This is a genomic window from Chloroflexota bacterium, assembly GCA_034717495.1.
GTDB lineage: Bacteria > Chloroflexota > Anaerolineae > JAAEKA01 > JAAEKA01 > JAYELL01.
This window is the reverse complement of sequence record JAYELL010000014.1, coordinates 19,042-41,219: the sequence shown is the minus strand read 5'-3', so window position 1 is coordinate 41,219 and position 22,178 is coordinate 19,042. Positions and strand designations below refer to the sequence as shown.

23 protein-coding genes are annotated in these 22,178 nt (G+C 56.5%); 3 read left to right on the top strand and 20 right to left on the bottom strand.

Going from position 1 to position 22,178, the window contains the following annotated elements; genetic code table 11:
- The first annotated feature begins 13 nt into the window (after positions 1 to 13).
- From U9R25_03545 to U9R25_03535, 3 genes are all read left to right on the top strand, one after another.
- Positions 14 to 1,864, top strand: coding sequence for an ABC transporter substrate-binding protein (locus U9R25_03545; GenBank protein MEA3334956.1), 1,851 nt, complete (start codon positions 14 to 16; stop codon positions 1,862 to 1,864).
- Positions 1,865 to 1,987: 123 nt separating this feature from the next.
- On the top strand, positions 1,988 to 3,004 hold the full coding sequence (locus tag U9R25_03540; protein MEA3334955.1) for an ABC transporter permease: 1,017 nt from the start codon (positions 1,988 to 1,990) through the stop codon (positions 3,002 to 3,004).
- Positions 3,005 to 3,007: 3 nt separating this feature from the next.
- Positions 3,008 to 3,889, top strand: coding sequence for an ABC transporter permease (locus tag U9R25_03535; GenBank protein MEA3334954.1), 882 nt, complete (start codon positions 3,008 to 3,010; stop codon positions 3,887 to 3,889).
- A 10-nt stretch (positions 3,890 to 3,899) separates the two neighbouring features.
- Here the strand turns inward: U9R25_03535 and U9R25_03530 are convergent, their stop codons facing one another.
- The 20 genes from U9R25_03530 to U9R25_03435 all read right to left on the bottom strand — a co-directional run bounded on the left by U9R25_03530 (position 3,900) and on the right by U9R25_03435 (position 22,154).
- Entirely contained in the window at positions 3,900 to 5,264 is a 1,365-nt protein-coding gene (locus U9R25_03530; GenBank protein ID MEA3334953.1) for a CehA/McbA family metallohydrolase, read from the bottom strand.
- A 123-nt stretch (positions 5,265 to 5,387) separates the two neighbouring features.
- The gene (locus U9R25_03525) at positions 5,388 to 5,687 is read right to left on the bottom strand and encodes an iron-sulfur cluster assembly protein (GenBank protein ID MEA3334952.1); all 300 of its coding nucleotides are present in this window, start codon (positions 5,685 to 5,687) and stop codon (positions 5,388 to 5,390) included.
- A 195-nt stretch (positions 5,688 to 5,882) separates the two neighbouring features.
- Positions 5,883 to 8,795 carry a molybdopterin cofactor-binding domain-containing protein gene (locus U9R25_03520; GenBank protein MEA3334951.1) on the bottom strand — a complete coding sequence of 971 codons (2,913 nt, stop codon included), beginning with the start codon at positions 8,793 to 8,795 and terminating at the stop codon, positions 5,883 to 5,885.
- A 21-nt stretch (positions 8,796 to 8,816) separates the two neighbouring features.
- Positions 8,817 to 9,485 carry a YggS family pyridoxal phosphate-dependent enzyme gene (locus U9R25_03515; protein ID MEA3334950.1) on the bottom strand — a complete coding sequence of 223 codons (669 nt, stop codon included), beginning with the start codon at positions 9,483 to 9,485 and terminating at the stop codon, positions 8,817 to 8,819.
- 143 nt (positions 9,486 to 9,628) lie between these two features.
- A complete protein-coding gene (locus U9R25_03510) occupies positions 9,629 to 10,384 on the bottom strand; it encodes an ATPase domain-containing protein (protein ID MEA3334949.1) in 756 nt (251 codons plus the stop codon).
- Positions 10,385 to 10,387: 3 nt separating this feature from the next.
- The gene (locus U9R25_03505) at positions 10,388 to 10,699 is read right to left on the bottom strand and encodes an iron-sulfur cluster assembly protein (GenBank protein ID MEA3334948.1); all 312 of its coding nucleotides are present in this window, start codon (positions 10,697 to 10,699) and stop codon (positions 10,388 to 10,390) included.
- Positions 10,692 to 11,459: a DUF364 domain-containing protein gene (locus U9R25_03500; protein MEA3334947.1), complete on the bottom strand. Its 768-nt coding sequence runs from the start codon at positions 11,457 to 11,459 to the stop codon at positions 10,692 to 10,694. Before U9R25_03500 ends, U9R25_03505 begins: the two co-directional genes overlap by 8 nt.
- A 76-nt stretch (positions 11,460 to 11,535) precedes the next feature.
- Positions 11,536 to 11,907: a NifB/NifX family molybdenum-iron cluster-binding protein gene (locus tag U9R25_03495; GenBank protein ID MEA3334946.1), complete on the bottom strand. Its 372-nt coding sequence runs from the start codon at positions 11,905 to 11,907 to the stop codon at positions 11,536 to 11,538.
- Positions 11,908 to 11,920: 13 nt separating this feature from the next.
- Entirely contained in the window at positions 11,921 to 12,220 is a 300-nt protein-coding gene (locus U9R25_03490; GenBank protein ID MEA3334945.1) for an iron-sulfur cluster assembly protein, read from the bottom strand.
- Complete coding sequence (locus U9R25_03485; protein MEA3334944.1) at positions 12,217 to 13,191, bottom strand: ATP-binding protein; 975 nt, start codon at positions 13,189 to 13,191, stop codon at positions 12,217 to 12,219. The genes U9R25_03490 and U9R25_03485 overlap by 4 nt, the downstream gene beginning before the upstream one ends.
- Positions 13,188 to 14,057: an ATP-binding protein gene (locus tag U9R25_03480; GenBank protein MEA3334943.1), complete on the bottom strand. Its 870-nt coding sequence runs from the start codon at positions 14,055 to 14,057 to the stop codon at positions 13,188 to 13,190. The genes U9R25_03485 and U9R25_03480 overlap by 4 nt, the downstream gene beginning before the upstream one ends.
- Before the next feature lie 14 nt (positions 14,058 to 14,071).
- Positions 14,072 to 14,431, bottom strand: a complete 360-nt coding sequence (locus U9R25_03475) for a NifB/NifX family molybdenum-iron cluster-binding protein (protein MEA3334942.1) — start codon at positions 14,429 to 14,431, stop codon at positions 14,072 to 14,074.
- A complete protein-coding gene (locus U9R25_03470; protein MEA3334941.1) occupies positions 14,428 to 14,757 on the bottom strand; it encodes a DUF5320 domain-containing protein in 330 nt (109 codons plus the stop codon). Before U9R25_03470 ends, U9R25_03475 begins: the two co-directional genes overlap by 4 nt.
- Positions 14,758 to 14,838: 81 nt before the next feature.
- Positions 14,839 to 15,216, bottom strand: coding sequence for a PadR family transcriptional regulator (locus tag U9R25_03465; GenBank protein MEA3334940.1), 378 nt, complete (start codon positions 15,214 to 15,216; stop codon positions 14,839 to 14,841).
- A gap of 164 nt (positions 15,217 to 15,380) precedes the next feature.
- Positions 15,381 to 15,794 carry a Zn-ribbon domain-containing OB-fold protein gene (locus U9R25_03460; protein MEA3334939.1) on the bottom strand — a complete coding sequence of 138 codons (414 nt, stop codon included), beginning with the start codon at positions 15,792 to 15,794 and terminating at the stop codon, positions 15,381 to 15,383.
- Positions 15,795 to 15,961: 167 nt separating this feature from the next.
- Positions 15,962 to 17,122 (bottom strand): thiolase domain-containing protein, encoded by a 1,161-nt coding sequence (locus U9R25_03455; GenBank protein MEA3334938.1) that lies wholly within the window; start codon positions 17,120 to 17,122, stop codon positions 15,962 to 15,964.
- 116 nt (positions 17,123 to 17,238) lie between these two features.
- Complete coding sequence (locus U9R25_03450) at positions 17,239 to 18,312, bottom strand: hydroxymethylglutaryl-CoA synthase (protein ID MEA3334937.1); 1,074 nt, start codon at positions 18,310 to 18,312, stop codon at positions 17,239 to 17,241.
- 10 nt (positions 18,313 to 18,322) lie between these two features.
- Positions 18,323 to 19,624 carry a hydroxymethylglutaryl-CoA reductase, degradative gene (locus U9R25_03445; GenBank protein ID MEA3334936.1) on the bottom strand — a complete coding sequence of 434 codons (1,302 nt, stop codon included), beginning with the start codon at positions 19,622 to 19,624 and terminating at the stop codon, positions 18,323 to 18,325.
- 419 nt (positions 19,625 to 20,043) lie between these two features.
- On the bottom strand, positions 20,044 to 21,471 hold the full coding sequence (locus tag U9R25_03440) for a proton-conducting transporter membrane subunit (GenBank protein ID MEA3334935.1): 1,428 nt from the start codon (positions 21,469 to 21,471) through the stop codon (positions 20,044 to 20,046).
- A complete protein-coding gene (locus U9R25_03435) occupies positions 21,471 to 22,154 on the bottom strand; it encodes a hypothetical protein (protein ID MEA3334934.1) in 684 nt (227 codons plus the stop codon). The genes U9R25_03440 and U9R25_03435 overlap by 1 nt, the downstream gene beginning before the upstream one ends.
- Between the last annotated feature and the right edge of the window lie 24 nt (positions 22,155 to 22,178).

Here is a 22,178-nt window from a genome sequence, read left to right as displayed (position 1 = left end):
GAAGGAGATAATCATGTACAGCTTCACAAGGAAAATGGTGGTAGTTTTTCTCATACTTGCCATTGCGATGGTCGCGACGGCGTGTCAGGTAGCGGCACCAGCGGCACCAGTGGCACCAGCGGAGCCGGCAACACCGGCGGAGCCGCCGGCTCCGCCCATCGTTTCGGAACGTGCGTCAACGCTCAATGTTGCTGTCTCAAAACCCTTCGCCAACACTGACAACTACAACATCTATGCACCTGGATTCGATCGCTCTCGCAGCGGGTTGGGAGCGTTGGTTCATGAATATATGTTTTACCTGAACCTGGAATCCGACGAATACATACCGTGGCTGGCGGAAAGCTACGAGTACAACGACGATTCTTCCGAGATCACCGTGAAGCTGCGTTCAGGCGTCAAATGGAGCGACGGCGAAGAGTTCAACGCTGATGATGTGGTCTTCACCTACGAAATGCTGCGCAACAATCCAGGCATGACGTGGGCCAATGAAGCCAACCAGGCAGTTGCAGTGGTTGAGAAGGTCGATAATCTCACCGTCAAATTTGTCCTCACCGAACCGAACCCGCGCCTCCATCTGGTGCGCGAAGCGTTCCCTGCCGTTCCCGTCTGGAGCGGTATCACAATCCAGCCTGAGCACATCTGGAACGGAATTGAAGACCCTGTAACATTCGCCAACGACCCGCCGATCGGCACAGGCCCATACCTGTTGGAAAACGCCACAGAGTCGGCCTATTCGTACGTGCGCCGGGGTGACTGGTGGGGAACCGAGGTCTTTGGCGTCACACCTGCACCTGAGAAGGTGAACTTCATTCACGTTGGACCGGAAACCAGCGTGGCCATCGCGCTCTCCGCCGACGAGATCGATTCACCGGCGATTGGCATTCTCTCAACGGGCGCCTTCCTGTCAGTCAAGGAACGCAACCCCAACGTGCAGGCCTGGCTGGAGGACGCTCCGTACGCCTGGTATGACCCCTGCCCGCGCGCGCTCATGTTCCAGCACGCCAGCGAGCCGTGGAACGATCCGAACCTGCGTAAAGCCGTGTCCAGCCTGGTCGATCGCGATCAGATTGTCAGCCTGGCCTATGAAGGCGCCACGGCAACGGCCGACACAGTCTGGCCTGCCTATTCAGGTCTCGCCCCCTATATGGACGCGATCAGCGACGTCATCGCCGAAGGCGCTGTGACCTATGATCCAGCCAAGGCCGAAGAATTCTTCGCGGCGGCCGGTTATGCCAAGGATGACGAGGGGTTCTGGGCAAAAGATGGCGAACGATTGACCCCTGTGCTACAAACCAACGCCGACTCGTCTGAAAATATGAAGGTGGCCCAGGTCCTGGCCGATCAGTTGGAGGTTGGCGGAGTGGCGGTGGAACTACAACCATTGTCCGGTGCAGTCAATGCTTCAGCCCTTCTCGCCGGCAACTGGGATCTCTATGCGCCGCAGCCCTTCTGTCCCGGCACGGTCTACGAAAACATGGAGCTCTTCCACGGCAAGTTCTACGTACCGCTGGGTGAGGCGGCCCCCTGGTATGAACGCAACTCGTTCCGTTACCAGAATCCTGAATATGATGCCATCGTAGATGAAATGCTGGTGGCATTGGGCGAAAATGCTGACCAGGCGACCCTGGTTGAAATCTTCAGTCGCGGAATGGAAATCTGGTACGCGGATCTGCCCGTGACACCACTGACCCAGGCGCCGGCTCTGGTACCCTTCAACACCACGTACTGGGAAGGCTGGCCTGATGCAGAGAACCCATGGATGATGCCGGTCAACTGGTGGGCAACGATGAACCTTCTGCTCACCGGTTACGAGTCACCGACGACCGGACAGTGGTTTGATGGTATCCGACCGGCAGGACAATAGCGAACTGCCTATCCGCACGTCGTGCGGGTTAATTGTCTGATTCACGCCTACTCGGCAGGATCTAATTGGTTCCAGGGTGAGCGCGCAGGCGCCATCCCCTGCCGAGTAGGTTGGTAAATCCATATGAATGCTTATTCGCGCTATGTGGGCAAACGATTCTTGCTCTTGATCGCTACGGTCTTTCTTTCAATGACCGTCGTCTTCTTTGTGCCGCGCATGGTGCCTGGCGAGCCGATGACAGCTATCTTCGCCAATATGGCTTCTGTGGGCGGCAGCATGAATGCACAGGAGATGATTGCCGAATACCGCGCCAGGTTCGGCCTGGATGATCCGTTGTGGAAACAGTACATCAGTTTCTGGCGGGAACTCTTGCGGGGCAACCTGGGGATCTCGATCAGCAATTTCCCATCGCCAGTGTCTGAGATGCTGATGCGTGCGTTACCCTGGACAATCGGACTGCTCACGGTGACAACGCTGCTGAGTTGGGTATTGGGGTCTGTCGTTGGCGCCATTACCGGTTGGCGCGGACGCAAAGCCGGCGTCTTTCGCCTTTTGGTGCCAGTCTCTCTGGTGCTTTATACAACGCCCTATTATATTTTGGCTCTGATTTTGGTCTTTTTCTTTGCCTTCCGTTGGCCGATTTTCCCGTTATCCGGAGCCTATTCCGTCGGCATGCGTCCTGCACTGACAACGGACTTCATCCTGGACGCGCTTCACCACGCCGTGCTGCCTGCATTGAGTATATTGCTTGTGTCACTGGGCTGGTGGTTCCTGAGTATGCGCAGCCTGATCATCTCGTTAAAAGGGGAAGATTACATTCTGAACGCCGAGGCAATGGGAATTCAAGAGCGACGTGTTACGTGGGGATATGCGTTTCGCAACGCTCTGCTACCTCAGACCACGGGCCTGGCAATCGCCCTCGGTCACATTGTCGGCGGCGCGCTGATCACCGAGGTGATCTTTGCCTATCCTGGCGTTGGCTACCAGATCTATAACGCGATCAAAAGCCTGGACTATCCGCTCATCCAGGGTGGGGTGCTGCTGATCATTCTGTCGGTGGCGCTGGCAAACTTTGTAATCGACATTGCTTATCCTTTGATCGATCCCCGCATTCGTTATGCTGACTCGGGAGGCAAGTAGGCCATGGCTGTTGTCCCGGTGCAGGAACAGGCGGTCGAGGGTCGCCATGGGTTCCTATGGGACCTGCTGCGCAACCGTAATTTCACCATAGGCGGCACCATCTTTCTCTCCCTGTTGCTCTTTGCTCTGCTTGGCAAGCTCTTCGTAGACCCAGAGTTACGCAGGGTCGGTGCTTTCCCGCCCGGGCAACCACCGCTCCAGGACACGCTAATGGGCACCACCTCACTTGGGCGGAGTGTCGCCATCCAGTTGACTGAAGCGATTCCAAATTCAATCATGATCGGCTTGATCGCGGCGACGGTCGGCACAACCCTGGGCGCGTTGATCGGGTTCACCGCTGGCTATTTCGGCGGCAGAGTCGATGCAGTCCTGCGCGTCCTCATCGACATCTTTCTTGCGGTGCCCTCGCTCCTCTTCCTGATCCTGATCGCGGCGCTGGTGCGCAACGTCAGCGTGGTCACGATGGCGCTGATCATTGGCGCATTTGCATGGCCCTCGCCGGCGCGGCAGGTGCGCGCCCAGGTGCTGAGTCTGAAGGAAAGGGGCTTTGTGGAGATGGCGAGACTCTCAGGCATGACCGGCATGGAAATCGTTGTGCGCGAGCTAATGCCACATATGGCTCAGTGGTTGGGGGCCAATTTCGTCAACGCTTTCATTGCCGCTGTATTGGCGGAATCTGGACTGTCAATATTGGGTCTGGGCCCCCAGCGTCAAATGACGCTGGGCATGATGATTTACTGGGCGCTCAGCTTTAGCGCCATCTTCCAGAATTTCTGGTGGTGGTGGATGGCGCCGGTATTTACACTGATGGTGCTTTTCCTGTCACTTTATCTGATCCACGTCGGTTTGGATGAAGTAAGCAATCCCCGACTTCGCATGCAATGATTGAAGAGGTTCAATCAGAGGGGGAGAAGAATATCGGATTGCTCACCGCCCACAGGCCGTCGTCTGCGTCGCGTAGTTCCACATTGCACCACTGTCGTTGACCCGCGTCCAGATGCCACTCCTGTACTCCAGACGGGCCGACAATCTTCTCGTGATAGGCTCGCCCATCTACGACAAGCCGAATATAGTCGCCATCATGGCCGTCGCGCCAACGAATGATAATGGTCACCGCTTCCTGCGGTACAGAGTCTCCGATCATCGCTTCGACGCCAGACTCCGTTCTGACATTGAGCAACAGTTCCGGTCCGGCGCTGATGTAGGAACGCCCGGCCTTGATCGCCTCAATAATAGCACTCTCGTTCAAATCCTCAGCGTAGACCACATTCACTGCCCCGCGCACGCCCGCCGGAGGAGGACCGTGCAGGTCGGTGCCCGCTGTAGCCGTCAGACGATGGCCCTGGTTGAGCCAATGATAAAAGAGTTGAAGCGCCTCCTGGTCAGAGCTCTCCCAATCCCCGTTCCATATCTCCACGGCAGAGGCGTTGCCCGGCATCATATCGTCGTATTCCCAGCGGCACCCGCAACAGCCCGGATCTCCGGGATGCATGGGATGCGCGATGATAAAAAGCGCACCGCTGTCAATGACATTCTGTGCGAGTTCCGGCACCGTAATTTGGCTTCCATCAAGTTTACGCCAGTCAAACCATTGTGTGACGCCAAGTGCTACAGCATGGCCGAAAAAGGTGGACAACTCTATACCGCCCATGGTCAGCAGTTGATCGTCAGCCATGCTGCGCACCTGCGCCAGGCCGGAAATGGTGTTATGATCGCTCAAGGTCATGAAGTCTGCCCCTCGTGCTTTCCAGAAGTCGATGATGTCCGGTATGTCCCAGGAACCATCCGAGTGAATCGTGTGTGCGTGCAGATCGCCGCGGTACCAACCAGGTCCACGTCCAAGAGATCGACCCGCTGGCCACATTAGTGGCTCCTCCTCGATGGGTTCGAAGGACATGCTGACGGTAAGTTCATAGTCCACTGGCGTGTCGGACAGGAGACGAAACACCAGGACAAAGACCATCCAGCGCCCTGCCGGAATCGGACCTGGCGTTCCGCCAGGTGATGTGCGCGCCGAATTGATGAACACCCCTTGCTCATCCGGACGCGAGATTTCAAAACGAGGGCCATTCGTATCGAAGATCATCAGGCTGATCTGGTTCGGTAACTTTTGATCATCGCCGAATCTTGGATTATGACTGAAGAGAAAATGAATGTTGGTGACACCATCAGGCACATCGATATAGAAGGGCTTCGTTTGGTGCATATCCTCTGATGTCAGGTTCCCTCGCAATTCAATCTTCTGTATGTGCGTGCTCATGATATCAGTGACCTCCCAAGATCACATTAACGATGGTAGCGCCATCGGGCATGGTGCCAGGTTTGCAGTCCATTTTTTCGGCGGCGGTCGGGTTCACGCTCGGCTCGTCGGTCTGGACAAAAATCACGTTCGTTGCAGGCTAGAGTTGCGAGACCAGTGGGATGACCCGCTTACGACTGTAATCGCGGTTATTAACCTTCCACCGCTGGATTGAATCGCGGCAGCCAGGCTATTCACCATATGGTCACGCACGTTGTCGGGGATGCTGGGGAATGGTAAGACCATCGTTAACGCTACTCCATCATCTGAAGATACTTCAATATCACGCAGCATCCCCAAATCCAGCAAAGTTGTAGCAATGGCGGGGTGCTCGACGCTCTCAAGAGCCTCCATAACTCTTTGGTTCGTGTTGATATCAGACACTTTTTTCTCCTATACGGCTAATGTGAGATTCCAGAATTGAAAAAGAAGGGAAGACGACAGAAAATGGGGTATCGACTCCCAAAACCATAATCGGAGGACTCCCCAATGAGCAGTATACACTTGGAAGACTTAGCCGCGACAGTTTTTGTATTGGTCGACGACTGGTATAACGTAGTTTGCTGATCTTGACGAGCTTCATTTGCTTTTCAAGCCAGATTGGACGCGTTCGGGGGTGTATGGCAGTTCTCGCATCCACACACCCGTGGCATCATGGATTGCGCTGGCGATGGCTGGAGCTACTGCATCAATTGAAATTTCGGCAACTGATTTAGCGCCAAAAGGTCCGCTCGGTTCATCGGTCTGAACAAAAATCACGTCCGTTGCAGGCATTTTGGCGGCGCGAGGGATATGGTATTTGCCAAAGCTGGCGTTGAGGGGCTGCCCGTCCTGATCGAAGAGCATTTCTTCAGTCAGAGTGAAGCCTAAAGCCTGTGATATCCCGCCCTCCACCTGTCCAGCGGCGGTGAGCGGGTTGATCACCCGCCCGCAATCCACCACCATCAACAGCCGCTCGGTGTCAATCTTGCCTGTTTCGATGTCTACAACGATTTCTGCGAACTGGGCGGCGGTCGGCGGTGGGCTGAGTGGGCTGGTATGCGAGGTGGTCGCCACAATCTGATGCTGGTTTTGCTGGTGCAGACTGCTCAAGCCAACTTCTTCCAGCGTGACCGAGCGTCCATCCGGGGCGATCACTTGCCGATTTTCGAGTTTTAGCCCGGCTGTATCGGTGAGTTCGAGCATCAGCGCGGCATGTTCCAGAATTTGTTCTTTGACCTGCAACGCCGCTTTGCGCACCGCGCCGCCGCTGATGTAGGTGGTGCTGCTGGCATACGCCCCGACATCAAAAGGCGTGAAATCGGTATCCGAGGAGTAGACAATCACATCCTCCAAGGGGATGCCCAGGACCTCCGCCGCCATTTGCCCCAGAATGGTGTCCGAGCCGGTGCCCAGGTCGGTTGCGCCTATCAGCAAGTTGAAAGAGCCGTCGTCGTTCATTTTCAGCGTCGCCGCGGCCATGTCCAGGTCGGCGATCCCGCTGCCGTGCATGACCACCGCCATGCCAATCCCCCGCCGATAGCGTCCGTTTTGTCCGCGATATTGTTTACGTTTGGAATAGAAATCGGTGGCTTCCAGGCCGATGTCCACGCATTGTTCCAGGGCGCTGGTTTGCAGGGCCTGCTCGACCCCCTCGCGCCCCTCGCCCAATTTTTTGGATAGGTGCATCGGTTCGCCGATTTTGAGCCAGTTCTTGCGCTTGAATTCGACCACCTCCAGGCCGAGGCTGTCGGCAATTTCAGCCATCAAAACTTCGATCCCATACTGACATTGCATCGCGCCGTAGCCGCGGAATGCGCCCGCCGGGATCGTGTTGGTGTAAACGACATCGCTGATGAATTGGGCGTTCGGCGGGTTGTAGAGCGTCAGCCCCTTGAAACCGCCGACCATGTTGACTGTCAGGGCGTGCGCGCCGTAAGCCCCGGTATCTCCGAGCAAATAGAGGTCGGCTGCGGTGATAACTTCATCTTTGACCCCGACCTTGTAGCGGACGATGTTGGCGTGACGCCGGCGCGAGCTGGTGAACTCCTGCGTGCGGGTATACTCCATACGCACCGGGCGGCCGGTCGCTAAACTAAGATGGGCACATAAATCTTCCAGGAGCAGTTCTTGTTTGTTGCCAAAGCCCCCGCCGATGCGCGGTTTGACCACACGGATCTTTTTCACGGGCAAACCAATCAGTGGGGCGACCATGCGGCGGATATGGAAGGGAACCTGCGTGCTGGTGCGGATCACCAGGCGGTCGTCCTCGTCCATGTAGGTGATCGTGACATGCGGTTCCAGGTGCGCCTGCTGTTGCATGGGGGTGCGGTATTCGCCCTCAAAAACGTGGTCGGCCTCGATAAAGGCTTTCTCCACATTGCCGACCTGGGCATCAATGTGGACAGCGACATTGCGCTCTCTATCATAAACACCTTCGGTATCTGGCTCATCGTGGATAATTGGCGCGCCCTCCTGCATGGCGGCTTCCATGTCCACGACGACCGGCAAAACTTCATAGTCCACATCGATCATATCCAGCGCCTGATTGGCAATATCGAGCGTCTCGGCAGCCACAATGGCGACGCGGTCACCGACGTGACGGACTTTATCGTCCAGACTGACCTGATCGTAAGGCAACGGCTGGGGATAGCTCTGTCCGCCCGATGCGTACTTGACACGCGGGATGTCCTCGTGAGTCAGGACGGCGTGGACACCTGGGAGGGCGCGCGCCCGGCTGGCATCGATGCCCCGAATACGGGCATGGGCATGGGGACTGGTGAGCAGCGCCCCGTAGAACATCCCATCCAGCCGAAAATCATCGGTAAAGACCGGACGTCCCTGCGCCAGTTTTTTAGCATCCACTTTAACTTCGGACTTGCCGACGACCTTCGTCTTGCCCATCGCCTCTGGGGTGAAAATCAGCGGTGGTAGGGGATTACGCCCCCCATCGCGGCGGTAAAATTCTTCTGGAAGTTCGATTTGTCTCGTGTCAGCGGGCAGGGCGTGGTCAATATGGATATACGGTTCAACCTTCTCCCCACGCATGACCGCAGCCGCGCGATGCACCGCATCCACACCGCGCACATAGCCTGTGCAGCGACAAAGGACGGGGTTCAAGGCTTTGCGGATTTCGCCATCGCTGGGGTTTAAGTTCTTATCCAGCAAGGATTTGGCAGAGAGAATTTGTGCCGGCGTGCAAAAACCACATTGAATAGCGCCGGTTTCCATGAAGGCGGTTTGGATGGGATGCAGTTCACCGTTCTGGCTCAGCCCTTCAAGGGTTGTGATCTTAGCGCCATCGACATCAACCGCTTTCGTTTTGCAACTGAGCGCTGGTTTCCCATTCAACAGGACTGTGCAAACCCCGCAAGTGCCATCGTCACAGCCAGATTTGACGCTGAAATAGGAGGCATTGCGAAGTGCATCCAGAAGGCTTTCACTTTTTCCCACGGAAAGCGTACGGACTGTGTTGTTAATGCTCAGGGTGATTTTTGTAGTAGTTGTTTTCATAAGGTGTTCATCCTCCTCAGATCAGCGTTCACCGAAAAGTTTCGTGCCAATTCTGACGATGTTTGCGCCTTCTTCGATGGCAATTTGATAACTATTGCTCATGCCCATGGAAAGATATTGCATGGTGACATGGGGGATATTTTTAGAGGAGAGACGATCAAAAGCCTCCCGCGTGGCCTGAAAATAGGGCCTGCTGTCCTCTGGCTCGCCGAAGCGTGGCCCCATGGTCATCAGGCCCTCCACGTGGAGATGTTCGAGCGTGCTGATTTGCTGCACGAGTTCGTCTACGTCATTTGGTAGCACGCCCGTTTTGTTTGATTCTCTCCCGCTGTTGATTTCGACCAGCACAGGCATGGTTTTCCCAATATCCGCGCAGCGGCGATCTAAAGCCTGGGCGAGCCGCCACGAGTCAACGGTTTCGATCATGTCGAAGTGTTGCACGGCCATTTTTGCTTTGTTGCGCTGCAGATGGCCGATCATATGCCATGTCACCCGTCCGCCTACCGCCTGGATGATGGGTAGCGCTTCTTGAATATAATTGTAACCGATATGGGTTACACCTGCCTCGATAGCAGCTTCCACCTCCTCCAGTGTCCGTGTTTTTGCCGCCGCTACCAGGATAACTCCTGGGGGAATCGTTGCGAGGATTTGTTTTACTGATTTGAATATCTCGTCCGTTTGTGAGTTCATCTTTATTACCCTTGAGCTTGGACCGCTATTAGTCGACTTCCGAAAAATAGTTGAGGGAAATTTTATCATTTTTCGGAAGTCGCTAGAGGCATTTTCGGATTGGAGGCTTATTTATTTTTCCGAAAATGCCTTACCGATGCAGGCTAGAGTTGAGAGACCAATGGGATGACCCGCTTACGACTGTAATCAGCGACTGATTTCATATCTGTCAAGACTTCGGGAGAAATGGGCACCAGGATTTCTTCAGGCTCGAAAGGTGCATCTTTGATGCGCTCGATACGCATGTAAAGCCGGAAAGGCGCTTTGGTGCTATGTGTCATGATCAGGTTGTCAACGACGGCTTCCAGTTCAGCGATCTCTTCTGCTTTTGCAGTGGTGCTTGCTGAAAATAGATAGGTGCACTTTCCCGTTTCCTGAGCGGTTGCCTTTATTTTTTCTAGGATGCCTCTACCATAAGTGGGAGAGAATAAGAGTAAATTTAAGGCGGAACTGAATATCAGAATCCCAGGCCCCTCGTCCGGCACCATTTTACAGGCTTGTTCGATGGCCGCATCCCACACCTGGGGTTTAACCATATTGGCGCTAAAGTGATTGCCTATTGGGGCAGACATAGCTTCCAGAGTTGCATCCAACTCGATGAAAGCTGTCTGGTCGGCGTAATCGTCCAGGTTAAGCCCGGAAACGTTCTGCAACCCCGACACAATGAAACTGTGATCGGGATATTGCAAAGACATAAAAACGACACTACCGCCCTGCCGCAGCCAGTCTGCCACGATCACGTTGCCGATCAAGGGTTTGCCGGAACCACCGGGGCCGCTTAACAATGTTGAACTGGGGATAGGAAACCCTTCCGGAAAAAGATGATCGAACCAGTCATGATTTGTGTAGAATTTATCCATCGTTTAGCCTCTCCAATTTTGCTGTTCTATTGTCAAAAAGTTCTGGCGCTCTTCTTCGTTCATCACAGCCAGATTCACGGTTACTAATTCTCCACCGCTGGATTGGATCGCGGTAGCCAGGCTATTCACCATATAGTCACGCACGTTGTCGGGGATGCTGGGGAATGGTAAGACCATCGTCAACGCTACTTTTTTATCTGACGATACTTCAATATCACGCAACATCCCCAAATCCAGCAAAGTTGTAGCAATGGAGGGGTGCTCGACACGCTCAATAGCCTCTATAACTTTTTGGTTCGTGTTAATATCAGACACTTTTTTCTCCTATGTGAAAATAAGCGGGGTGTTTCATACATACCAGACGCACCCCGGCGTGATGGATTTGCGGAAAAATACCGCCCTGTCTCACTGTCCGCAGCACCGGCTCGATAGCAGTTACGACCGATCCGCAAAGCAGATCGATCTCGTAATCGAAAAGAACTGGACTGAGAGGAGTGCTTGCTCTCAACAGGATGACATGCGCCTGAGGCGAACAAAGCGCCAACAGGTCTTCTAGCGTGTGGTTGATCAACGCAGTCCCCGTGATGGCAACAACCTCTGCTTTGGGAATAACAGCTAACGCCGTGTCCGCATGAAGGTCTCCGGGCTGTGGGTGTTGCTCCAGGACGACTAACTCGCCAACGCGCGTGCGCAAGCGGGGAATGAAGGGGAAATGCCCAATGAGGGCGACCAGTTTGCCTTCTCCATGCTCGGCGATGACTTCTTCCGCGTTCAGGTCCACCCAGGCATCGGGCTGCGGTGGAATCAGGGCATTGATCGCCGCTACGCCAACGCTGGCTAGCACAGGTTGTTCCGATTGAGCCAGTGCAGCCAATTCCAGACCCGATAATCTCTCCAGTTGTCCCGCTTGAGGCACATCTGGCTCGCCGTGGCGTTTGTGCACGTTGGACAGGGAGGATGCCAGGCCGCAGCGTTGGGCGCCATCGATTTCGACGACGACTGCCGTCCAATGCGAACCGATGTTGACTTGGATCGTTTTGCCGTCGGGCAGGGTGGATAACAAATGGCTAAACATGGAATGGATTCATGAAGAAAGGTCGGGATGCACGATGAAAGTTGGGAAAACAGTAAAACGGGTGGGGTTACTGCCCCTATCCGTGGCCGTGGGCGACACTTTCGGCGCATGGAGCAGCTTCACGCAGTTCACCGGCGCTGTAGCTTTCCAACGTATCACGCACCGTACCGCTGGCGCCGGTTGCAACTCCGATGCCAAACTGTTCGAAGAATTGGATAGCCCGGCCGCCCATCCCGCCACTAAGCATGACATCTGCTTTCTGTTCATGGATAAACCGCGGAATCTCCCCTACCTGATGACCAGCATAATAGGGATTGTCGATGACTTCCATTGCCTGGACCTCGTTTCCCTGCATGTCCACCAGTGCGAAATAGGGACAACGTCCGAAATGCTGAGCGACGATGCTGTTCAGGTCATTGTTGGTTTGTAGTGAGATTGCGATACGCATAGGTTGTTTCTCCTTATCGATTGATGAGTGTTGTCAATTGCTCGGCGCCCACATAGCCTTCAACGGTGATGTTCTGGGACATCACCCCAGGCACTTGAGCAACCGCCTGTTTAATCTGCTGCGCCAGTGATACCGCAATCGGGCACACTGGCGATGATGGACGAAAAGTATAGGTCACTTGACCGTCAGCGGTCACTTCAAGGTCTTCAATCAAACGCATACGAACGACGTCCGCGCGGGTTTCAGGGTCGATGACCAAACGCAAACGGGCGATAATCAACTTCTTGAGTTTTTCAGCTTGTTCATCATTCATGGCGAAACACCATTTTGCAATAGCGCAGTCACCTGCCCCCACACTTCAAGCAAGGCTCGACTGGAAGGAGCATCTGGAGCAAAAAGTGTCACGGGTTGCCCTTGCACCATCGCTTCTGTTACGGTGGTGTCGAAGGGAATCCTGCCCACGACTTGAACTGCTTGCTCGCGACAAAAAGCTTCAATTTCGGCAGCCCCTTTGGGATAAATATCGGCTTTGTTGATACAGACCAAAGATTGCACACCGAAGTGAGCGGTCGTCTCCAGGACGCGATGCATGTCATGCACGCCTGCCGCGGTAGGCTCAGCAACAATGAGCGCCATATCTGCGCCGGAGACGGCCGAAATGACCGGACAGCCGATCCCTGGTGGACCGTCGACAAGCACCAGATCGTAATCCTCATCCAGGGCCAGCAAACGCGCCTGCTGCTTGACCAGCGTGACCAGTTTGCCGGAATTCTCCTGAGCCGGTCGCAAGGACGCATGAAACAATGGCCCATAGCGACTTTCAGAGCGAAACCATTCCCCGACAACCTGATCGTGCATGGTGATGGCATCCACCGGGCACTGGTACACGCAGGCCGCACACCCATCGCAAGCAATGGGATCGACTATCGGGAGCTCAGGGATTGGGGAGGAAGGCGTATCTGACTGCGCAACGCGACGGGCTGCAAGTCGATGAAATTGCGGGCGGGAGGTATCGCCAATGGCATCAAAACGACAAACCTGTTCACAAATGCCGCAGTCAATGCAGGTGTTCCAGTCGATTCTGGCGTACAGGCCGCCCCGGAATGATTCTCGGGTGATGATCTTGGGGGAGAGCACCAATTCCAAATTGGAGGCGTCCACATCGGCATCGGCCAGAACCGTGCGGAAAGGAGCATCATCCAATGAAAGCAAGTGCGCAAAGGCGGCAGCGACGCTGGTTTTGCCGGTGCCGCCCTTGCCACTGAGGATGACCAATTGTTTCACCGGTCACCCCCATTTGCAGCCAAATCCGCAATCTGCGCGTACAACGTCTGAAAGGCATCCTGGTATTCCGGATGGATTTCCAGCAGCGTTTTTCCTTGAGCTATTCCCTGTCCGATTTCCCGTTCGAGCGGTATTTTCATCAAAACGGGCAGCCCAACTTCCTGGCAGTAGACATCAACGCCGGGATCGCCGATTCCATCACGGTTGATAATCAGGCCAGCGGGGATATCCACTTCCTGTGTCAATTCATACGCCTGACGCAGGTCGTGCAGTCCAAAAGGGGTCGGCTCGGTGACCAGGAGCACAAAATCTGCCCCGCGAACAGATTCAACCACCGGGCAGGATGCGCCGGGAGGCGAATCCAATATCACAACCTCAGCATCCATGTAATCGCGCCACGATTTTAGCTGCGTGATGACCGGGACGGCCATCGGTTCGCCCACGTTGAGCAAGCCATGCCCGAAGTTGATCCCATCGGGGGAAAGCCCACCTTCTAAAATGCCCAGCGTTCGTGGCACTTCGGTGATTGCCTTTTCAGGGCACACCAAGGTGCAACTGCCGCAGCCATGACACAATTCCGGGAAAACGAGCGTTTGCCCGCCCAGCACGACAATGGCGTGAAATTGACAGACTTCCGCGCATTTTCCGCAACCGTTGCACAGATCGGCATCCACCTCCGGGATCAGTAAATCAACGTTCTTATGGTGATCCAGCGTGGGCCGAATGAAGATGTGGGCGTTCGGCCCTTCGACATCACAATCCAAACAGGATACAGAAATATCTGCGTGGGCAAGGGCTTGAGCGAGAGCGGTGGCAACGGTCGTTTTACCGGTGCCACCTTTCCCGCTGGCAACTGCAATTATCATTGTGGAGCTGACGCTCAATGATGGAGTTCTGGACCGGTAGCAGCGTTGACCTGTTCCAGCTGACCAGCCAGGAATCTGTCGAGCAGCTCTTCCGGCGTACCGCTATCTGCGACAAAGGCCTGAATGCCGGCCACATCGAGCGCGGAGAAAGCCGTGGGGCCATAACGTCCGCTGATTGTAGCTTCAACGCCGCTATTCGAGAGGAACTGAACCACCTGAGCGCCAGCTCCCCCCCGGGCCGCAGCGGCAGGGTTGGGTCTGGCTTCCCAATCCCGGGTCTCCGTGTCGAAAAAGATAAAGTAATCGCAGCGCGCAAATCGGGAGCTAAGTTCAGTGTCGATTTTTCCATCAAGTGAAGAAATCGCCAGTTTCATGTCTTATCCTTTCCATCGTCCTGTGCTTTCAGCGTGTCGAGCCTGTCATTGACGCGTTGTAGCGCATCTCTCAAGCTCTGGGCTTGCGACTTGAGCATGTTGACTTCTTGTTCAGGCAGGGTTGTTGCGGGGGTGGCAAAAAAGCCTCGACCTCGCCTCCGACCGCCGCGGCCACGGCCAAATCCGCGCCCAGCTCCCCCACCGCGGCCAAATCCACGGCCTTCAGGTATGATATTCTCCGGGACATCCGTTTCTGCACAGTAGCCCAACCTTCGTCCGTTCATTGGGCCTTTCCCTTCAGGGCCTGTTCTATCTCGGAATGGCATTTTTACCTCCTGGTGAGTAAATTGAAGAACGAATTGAATCTCTCTTGGAGCCACAATTGACAATTGACCACTGACAATTAGCTAGCTCTCTTGCTCATAGGCCTGTAGCAGGCGATCTATCTCGTCCCGCGTGCGGCGCAGATCGTCCATCCAGATTGTCAAGCGTATCTTGCCTTCCGGCAAAATTCGATACACACGGCGTCGAGGACCCTGGCTGGCATCATCCCAGCGTGAATCGACCCAGCCTGCATCTTCCATATTGCGCAAGGCCCGGTAAGCCAGGCTGGAATCAAATTGATAGCGGTCGAAGCCAAAATCCTCCAGCCCATCAAGCAGGCTATAGCCATGTGCTTCTCCCCTGGTAAGCAGAAACAACAGGCAGGGCTGCAAAAAACTCATCACCCTCTGCCGGCCTTGTCCTCTTCCCTTACCTTTTCCAAAACCTCGACCTCTTGGCATGGGTTACGCTCCTTACGTTCAGCCATCTACAGTATACGCGACTATAGACAAAATGTCAATAGTCGCCCCAAAGAGATTCCCCCTCCCCTTTTTCGATGCACGCGAAAACGGGCAGTGCCCACGGCACTGCCCGTTGCTCTTGCCATTGACGGTCGCTGGGGTGTCTACACAATCGCTGCCTGAGGCTCCAGCGTCGGTCGGAACTTATAACTATAGAGGATCAAGCCCTCGTCGCCCTGTTCGTTCAGCCGGCGGGTAACCATTTCCACCGGCATTCCAATGGAAATCTCCTCCGGTACAACATCGGTTAGCTGAGCGGTCACCATGGGTCCCTCATCCAGTTGGACCAGGGCTACCGGGTAGGGCGCGTAGCGCTCAAAGCCAGCGGGAGGATCGAAGACCGTCGTGAAGGAAAAGATGGTACCCTTGCCACTCAAGGCGAATTCCTTTTGAGCAGGCTCTGCGCAGTGGGGGCAGACATCCCGCGGCGGGAAGATGGCGTTGTGGCAATACTCACAGCGCTCACCGACTAGACTATATCGTTGGCGACGGGTGCGCCAGCTTCTGGCAACTGTCATTATCAAACTCTCCTATTAAGTTGGTGCGTGCTACGATCCTGGTGATTTACTCTCTGATCGCACACGAACACGATTTTATCATAGTTTTCTCGCCAAAACCTATCAGGATACGTGCCTTTTTTCTCTATTGAGGCCACTTGGTAGGTTTTGGCAGTCTTTTTTCACAGTTATTCGCCGATCAGAATGTGGGAAACGATGGTGGCGCCACTGCCGCCGATGTTCTGGACCAGGGCAATATCAACGTCATGCACCTGGTTTGGGCCGGCCAATCCCTGCACCTGCTGGGCAGCTTCCACGATCTGATAAACGCCGGTAGCGCCTACCGGATGGCCTCGAGCCTTGAGACCGCCCATGGTGGCGACCGGCACCCGACCCTCGATGGTGATCTCCCCCTCCTGGGCCAGGCGCACACCCTGACCCCGTTCGGCGAAGCCGCTGGCTTCCAGCGACAGGGCGGCCATGATGGTGAAAGCATCATGGAGTTCAAACAGGTCGACGTCGGCAGGCGTTATGCCGGCCTGTTGATAGGCTTTCTGGCTGCTAATCCAGGCTGCCTCCAACCAGAGAGGATCGCGCCGATCGTGGATTGCCAGGCTGTCGGTGCCGGCCGCGGAACCGGCAATGCGCACAGGGCGCCGGCCGCCGTTCATGGAGCGGACCAGGTGTTCCGACATCAGCACAACAGCAGCCGCACCGTCACAGATCGGCGAGCTATCCATCAAGTTGATCGGCTCGCAGATCATGGGTGCCTTAAGATAGGTGTCCAGGCTAATTGCACGGCGAAACATGGCATTGGGGTTGCCAACGGCGTTCTGATGGGCGTTGACAGCGAAATAACCAAAGGCGCTGTGGGGCACGTCGTAGACATGCATGTAGCGACGCATGAGCATGGCGTTCAGAGCCACGAAGGAGACCCCCTCGGCCGCCTCATATTCCTGGTCGGCTGCCATGGCGAGGGCAGCGGTGGTGTCCTTGCTAACCGTGTCGGTCATCTTTTCGACGCCGGCGACAATGACCACGTCGTGGATGCCACCGGCGACGGCGATATAGCCCATACGCAGCGCGGCTGCGCCTGAACCACAGGCAGCTTCCACCTTGATCGCCTCGATGCCCCTCAGGCCAACAAAGTCGGCCACGAGAGCACCCAGATGTTCCTGGCCAACCAGCTCACCCGACAGCATGTTGCCAACGTAGAGCGCGTCGGCCCGTTCGATTCCGGCATCCTGCATGGCTGGCATAATGGCATCGTGCGCCAGGTGGCGCAGGGAACGCTGCCACTGCTCGCCCACGGGCGTCTGGCCGTAGCCAGCTATGTAAACAGATCTCATTTTGTTCAGTCCTCCGCTGACCACCGAACCTGGTATTCCGTGACCAGTAATCGGTATTCCGATCACCGAACACCGATTACCGAATACCGTCTTCTGGAAGCTGGCCGCCTCCTCGCCTACTTCATCAGCAACTTGCCGCGGAACCGCGCATAGGTAGCATAATCGATGGCCACGCGGCGGTCGATATACTGCTGCGTGGTCGTGGCGCGATCTCTGGTTTCCTCGATGCCTTCGCTGATCTCCAGAGAGAACGCGTCACTGCCGGCCCCGGAACCGAAGGAAACCAGCAACACCCTGTCGCCCGGGCGTGCCTCGTCGAGTACGCCGGTCAAGCCAACCAGCGATGAACCGGCGTAGGTGTTGCCGATCACCGGTACCAGCAGACCTGCCTCGAATTGTTCCGGCTGAAACCCCAACATCTTGGCTGCCCGGGTCGGGAACTTGGTGTTGGGTTGGTGCAATACGAGATAACGATAGTCTGCTGCACGCCGGCCCAACTCCTCCATGAGCAGGTTGGCTGCACTGGTAACGTGGTGGAAGTAGGCCGGTTCACCGGTGAAGCGCTGTCCATGGCTGGGATAGTGCGCGTGGGGTCTTCGCCAAAAATCGGGTGTATCGGTCACATAAGAGATGGACGCCTCGAACCTTGCCAGGCTCTCTTCGGCTGGCCCCAGCAGAAACGCTGCACCGCCGGCGGCAGCCGTATACTCCAGGGCATCCCCGGGGCGCCCCTGGGCCGTGTCCATGCCGATGCTCAACGCGTAGTTGGCCATTCCTGAGCCCACAAGAGCGATGGCTGCCTGTATGGCCTCGGTACCTGCCTTGCAGGCAAACTCCCAATCGGCTGCCGAAGTCAATGGCACAATATCCAGAGCTTCGGCCACAATGGTGGAGGTCGGTTTGACGGCATAGGGGTGGGACTCGCTGCCTACCCAGACGGCGCGGATCCGTTTAGGATCGATCCGGGCTCGTTTCAGGGCATTGCGTGCGGCTTCGATCGACATGCTGGCAGTGTCTTCATCGAGACCTGCCACTGCCTTCTCCTGGATAGGCAGGTTGGCTGTTCGTCCGCTCCAGACGCGCGCTACTTCCGCGGCCGGCAGCCGGAAACGGGGTATATAGGCGCCGTAACCAACGATGCCCACGTCGCGCTCTGGTTTCAGCAGCGTACGGTCTGTTATCTCGCTCATAAGCATTTTCTCATTTGTCTCTTGGATCTCTTCCCGATTCCTGCAGGATTTCCCGGGCCCGCTCGCTGCGAATTTCGCCTTCGGCCACCAGTTGGGCAGCCACCCTTTCAACCTGATCCTGACTGGCGCCGGCGGCCAACGCTACCTGACGGGCATGCAGGCTCATGTGGCCCCGCTGAATGCCCTCGGCTGCCAACGCTCTCAGGGCCGACAGGTTCTGGGCCAGTCCCGCGGTCGCCATGACTTCGGCCAACTCCCTGGCTGTCGCCACATTCAGAATCTTGAGCGTTACCTGAGCGACCGGGTGAACCCCGGTTGCGCCGCCGACGATACCGACCGCCAGCGGCAGTTCGATACGTCCAACCAGCTCGGCCCCATCGTCATGTTCTTCGACATGCCAATCTGTCAGGGCTCGATACTGTCCATCGCGGGCTGCGTAGGCATGGGCGCCCGCTTCCACGGCTCGCCAATCATTGCCGGTCGCGATCACGATGGGATCGATGCCGTTCATAATCCCCTTGTTGTGGGTGGCGGCCCGGTAGGGGTCTGCCCAGGCAAAAGCGTTGGCCTCCGCAATGCGCCGGATGATTTCCTGGCCGGAAAACTGCGCTGTAGTGAAGGCCTCTGCGGGAATCCGGCAGGCTGCCCAGGCAGTTCGGCGGTCGGACAGGTTGCTGAGGATGCGCAGATTCGCTCGTCCGCCCGTGAGCGTTTCCAGCAGTGGTGTGACCGCTTCGACCGCGGTGTTGATTGCGTTTGCACCCATGGCATCGCGACAATCGAGCAGGATATGCACGATCAACATGGCGCCGGCCGGCGTATGGGCAATCTCTTGTACCTCGACGCCGCGGAAACCGCCACCCAGGCTACGAATGGTCGGATGCAGTGGATCGACCAGCGCGGCGATCTCGTTCTCCGCCTGTTTGACCTTGCGGGCGGCTTGATCCGGGTCGGGCACATCCATGAGCTGCACCTGCCCGATCATTACCGGCTCGCTGCTTCCCGCTGAAAAACCTCCCCCGGCCCGTGCCAGCCTGGCGGCATTGCTTGCTGCCGCTACTACCGACGGCTCTTCGATGACCATCGGAATCAAATAGTCTTTTCCGTTGATCAGAAAGTTGGCGGCGATGCCCAGCGGCAGATCGAAGGTTCCGATCGCGTTTTCGATCATGCTGTCGGCCTGGGCAGGACCCAGCCCTGCGTGCAGGGCGCTGAGATCAGAAGCGTCCAGATTCGCCCATTCGCTCACAATGGCTATTCGCTCAGTGAGCGATTCGCGATAGAAACCGGGCAGTCGAGATGATTCGCTCATAGTCACCGATAGGTCCAGGCAGGGGTCTGGTTGTTGTTTTAGCCCACTATTGTACACAAAAGCGCCCCTCCGCAGTCGGAGGAAGCGCCGGGTTACTTCTTCTATTACGATGCATATGATACCACCAGGCTACTACCAAAACCTATCAACTTTCACCGCGATAGCACTTTTCGAGTCAGATTCTCGACCACTGGGCACGAAAATTGGCCACGAACCTGACCAGGATGTACCATAGTGCTGAATGAACCGCAGACCTGCCCTGAGCGTAGCCGAAGGATAAACGCAGATCAGACATCAGAAAAGACCAGCGCCGAAGGTCTGCGTAATCAGCGTTCCTCTGGCTTGTCCAGGTTAGGACAACAGAGAGTAGAGGGCAGGCGTGCCCCTCTGTTGGCGCCGGTCTGTCGAATTCCGGGAAATCAGGGTGGCGGGGCCAATGTGAAGACAGCTTCTGCGGTGATGAGCAGATTCTGCCAGAGGACTGGCCAAAGGGCGGAGATGACGATGACGCCGATGCCGGCGGCAGCCAGAATCACCATCAGGGAATCCTCCCGTTCCAACAAACGGTTTTCCAGGTGCCCCAACAGCGAACGTTCCCCTCGTAACAGGCCCAGGGAAAGGGCAATTGCGCCTGTTAGAAGCAGGGCTGCCAGAAGCCAGTCCTGAGTCCCCAGAGTTTGGGATAGAGTCCACTGGCTGGCAAAACCCATCGTCAAGGGGAGGCCTGCCAGACTCAAGCCCCCCAGCAGCAGGGCGGTGGAAGACCACGGTGTGCGCGTCCCGAATCCCCGGATGCTGCCATAATCGGTCAGACCCCCGGCCCGATCACGGATTACGGCAAGACCAAATCCGGAAACGAGAAGGCTGACGGTTCGGGTTATCAGGAGTAACCACACCAGCCCCCATGAACTGCGGGCACCGAGACCCAGCGCGATCAGAACTGAGCCGTGGTTGTAGAGCGCAGAGTAGCTCCACACGCGGCTCAGATCGCGCTGGGTCATTGCGGCCATTCCCGCCCAGAGAGTCAGTGCCAGTCCGCCATAGAGTAACAGCTCCGGCAGACGCAGCCCTGAAGGTCCGTAGAAGAGGGCCGTGTTCTGCAGCCATTGGTAGCGAAGCAAAAAGCCCTGTAACAGGGAAACGCTGATGATCAACAGGGCAGTAGAAAGCCAGGCGGCAACCAGAGGAGGAGCTTCTGCACCAAGACTCAGTCCGGGGCCGTGCAGGGGCCAGGGCGCCAGCAGGAGCAGGAGGCCCCAGCTTGCCAGGCGCGCTGCGCTTTGCAATGGCAGTGGATCATCCGGATTTAGCGGGACCTGTTTCAGGTACCAGGCAGCCAGCAGAAAGAGCGGAATGGCAAGGACAGGTAGCCACATGATTCGGGCAGCGCCCCGAGTACTTCCCCGACGACCGGCTTGAATGACAAAGGTCGCCATGCTGAGGACTGCGGCCAAAATTGCGGGGGCCAGCCAGAGTGGCCTGATGAGCAGCACTGTGCTCAAAAGCGCCAGTAGCAGCAGACCAAAGGGAAAGAAGGTCCGTCCCTGGGAGACACGCCAGGCGCCGACGTAGGTTGCTGCCAGGGCAACCGCCATGAATCCGATCGTCCACTGACCGGTGGGACCCATCTCCAGATGCTGACCAAAAAAGAGGACAGGTTGGTTGAGATTGATCACCCGGCCCAGGAAGAAAACCTCTTGATCGTTGGGCCATGTCCATAGCATGACACCCAGGGCCAGGGCTGACAGCCCTGCCAGGGCAGCCGAGGGTGTGGGCCATCGACGCAGCAGATAGACCAGGATGGCAGCGAGCACAAGAAATGTATAGAGGAGCACGACACCAGACATCAGCCGGACTCCTCTTGTGTTGATGGACCGGGTGCAGGTCCTCTGGCAACCATCAAGTAGGCAACTGCCAATCCAATCAGGAGTTCAACGGTGCTCAGGAGCCAGATTAACCAGGGATCCAACTGCAGTGCACTCATGAGCAATTGGGTGCCAACCAGCCACATCAACAGAGCAACGCCCACCTGTAGCGCCTCATCCCCCAGGGCCAACTGTAGCAGCGCAAAGGCTGCCAGCCAGATCACGACCAGCCGTACCTCTGGGGGAACGAGAGGTAGTGGCAGATTTGGGCGTGTCACAAGCAGGACGGCGGCAAGGGTAAGGGCCATCAGTGTGCGGAACGCCGTCGTGGAGGAGAGGGGGCGGGCATGGACTCCGGCCTGATGGCGAAATGGCAGGAATCGTCCTCCCCAGCCAGCCCGTTGCGCCGACAGGAACCACATGATTGCCACCAGACCGCCGACGATAACCCGCAGCAGCGCCCATTGAGGTTGCAGCAGTTGCAGAGTGAGCACCGTGGCGCTCAAATAGAGCACCATGAACGCGGCCAGCACTGCGCGCCAGTCCCGCGCTGCAACGAGCAGGATAGCGCAGAAAAACACAGCGATGACCACGGGCGTGCCGCTCAACTCGCCGGCCTCCGTCGCGAGGTTTTCCAAAGGGGGTAGGGGGGGAATTGGCTCCATGGTTTTGTTTTTCAGTCTTCAGCC

Coding starts and splice junctions, on each gene's coding strand:
- U9R25_03545 (MEA3334956.1), top strand. CDS start 14: ATGTACAGCTTCACAAGGAAAATGGTGGTAGTTTTTCTCATACTTGCC.
- U9R25_03540 (MEA3334955.1), top strand. CDS start 1,988: ATGAATGCTTATTCGCGCTATGTGGGCAAACGATTCTTGCTCTTGATC.
- U9R25_03535 (MEA3334954.1), top strand. CDS start 3,008: ATGGCTGTTGTCCCGGTGCAGGAACAGGCGGTCGAGGGTCGCCATGGG.
- U9R25_03530 (MEA3334953.1), bottom strand. CDS start 5,264: ATGAGCACGCACATACAGAAGATTGAATTGCGAGGGAACCTGACATCA.
- U9R25_03520 (MEA3334951.1), bottom strand. CDS start 8,795: ATGAAAACAACTACTACAAAAATCACCCTGAGCATTAACAACACAGTC.
- U9R25_03515 (MEA3334950.1), bottom strand. CDS start 9,485: ATGAACTCACAAACGGACGAGATATTCAAATCAGTAAAACAAATCCTC.
- U9R25_03510 (MEA3334949.1), bottom strand. CDS start 10,384: ATGGATAAATTCTACACAAATCATGACTGGTTCGATCATCTTTTTCCG.
- U9R25_03500 (MEA3334947.1), bottom strand. CDS start 11,459: ATGTTTAGCCATTTGTTATCCACCCTGCCCGACGGCAAAACGATCCAA.
- U9R25_03495 (MEA3334946.1), bottom strand. CDS start 11,907: ATGCGTATCGCAATCTCACTACAAACCAACAATGACCTGAACAGCATC.
- U9R25_03490 (MEA3334945.1), bottom strand. CDS start 12,220: ATGAATGATGAACAAGCTGAAAAACTCAAGAAGTTGATTATCGCCCGT.
- U9R25_03480 (MEA3334943.1), bottom strand. CDS start 14,057: ATGATAATTGCAGTTGCCAGCGGGAAAGGTGGCACCGGTAAAACGACC.
- U9R25_03475 (MEA3334942.1), bottom strand. CDS start 14,431: ATGAAACTGGCGATTTCTTCACTTGATGGAAAAATCGACACTGAACTT.
- U9R25_03470 (MEA3334941.1), bottom strand. CDS start 14,757: ATGCCATTCCGAGATAGAACAGGCCCTGAAGGGAAAGGCCCAATGAAC.
- U9R25_03465 (MEA3334940.1), bottom strand. CDS start 15,216: ATGCCAAGAGGTCGAGGTTTTGGAAAAGGTAAGGGAAGAGGACAAGGC.
- U9R25_03460 (MEA3334939.1), bottom strand. CDS start 15,794: ATGACAGTTGCCAGAAGCTGGCGCACCCGTCGCCAACGATATAGTCTA.
- U9R25_03455 (MEA3334938.1), bottom strand. CDS start 17,122: ATGAGATCTGTTTACATAGCTGGCTACGGCCAGACGCCCGTGGGCGAG.
- U9R25_03450 (MEA3334937.1), bottom strand. CDS start 18,312: ATGAGCGAGATAACAGACCGTACGCTGCTGAAACCAGAGCGCGACGTG.
- U9R25_03445 (MEA3334936.1), bottom strand. CDS start 19,624: ATGAGCGAATCATCTCGACTGCCCGGTTTCTATCGCGAATCGCTCACT.
- U9R25_03440 (MEA3334935.1), bottom strand. CDS start 21,471: ATGTCTGGTGTCGTGCTCCTCTATACATTTCTTGTGCTCGCTGCCATC.
- U9R25_03435 (MEA3334934.1), bottom strand. CDS start 22,154: ATGGAGCCAATTCCCCCCCTACCCCCTTTGGAAAACCTCGCGACGGAG.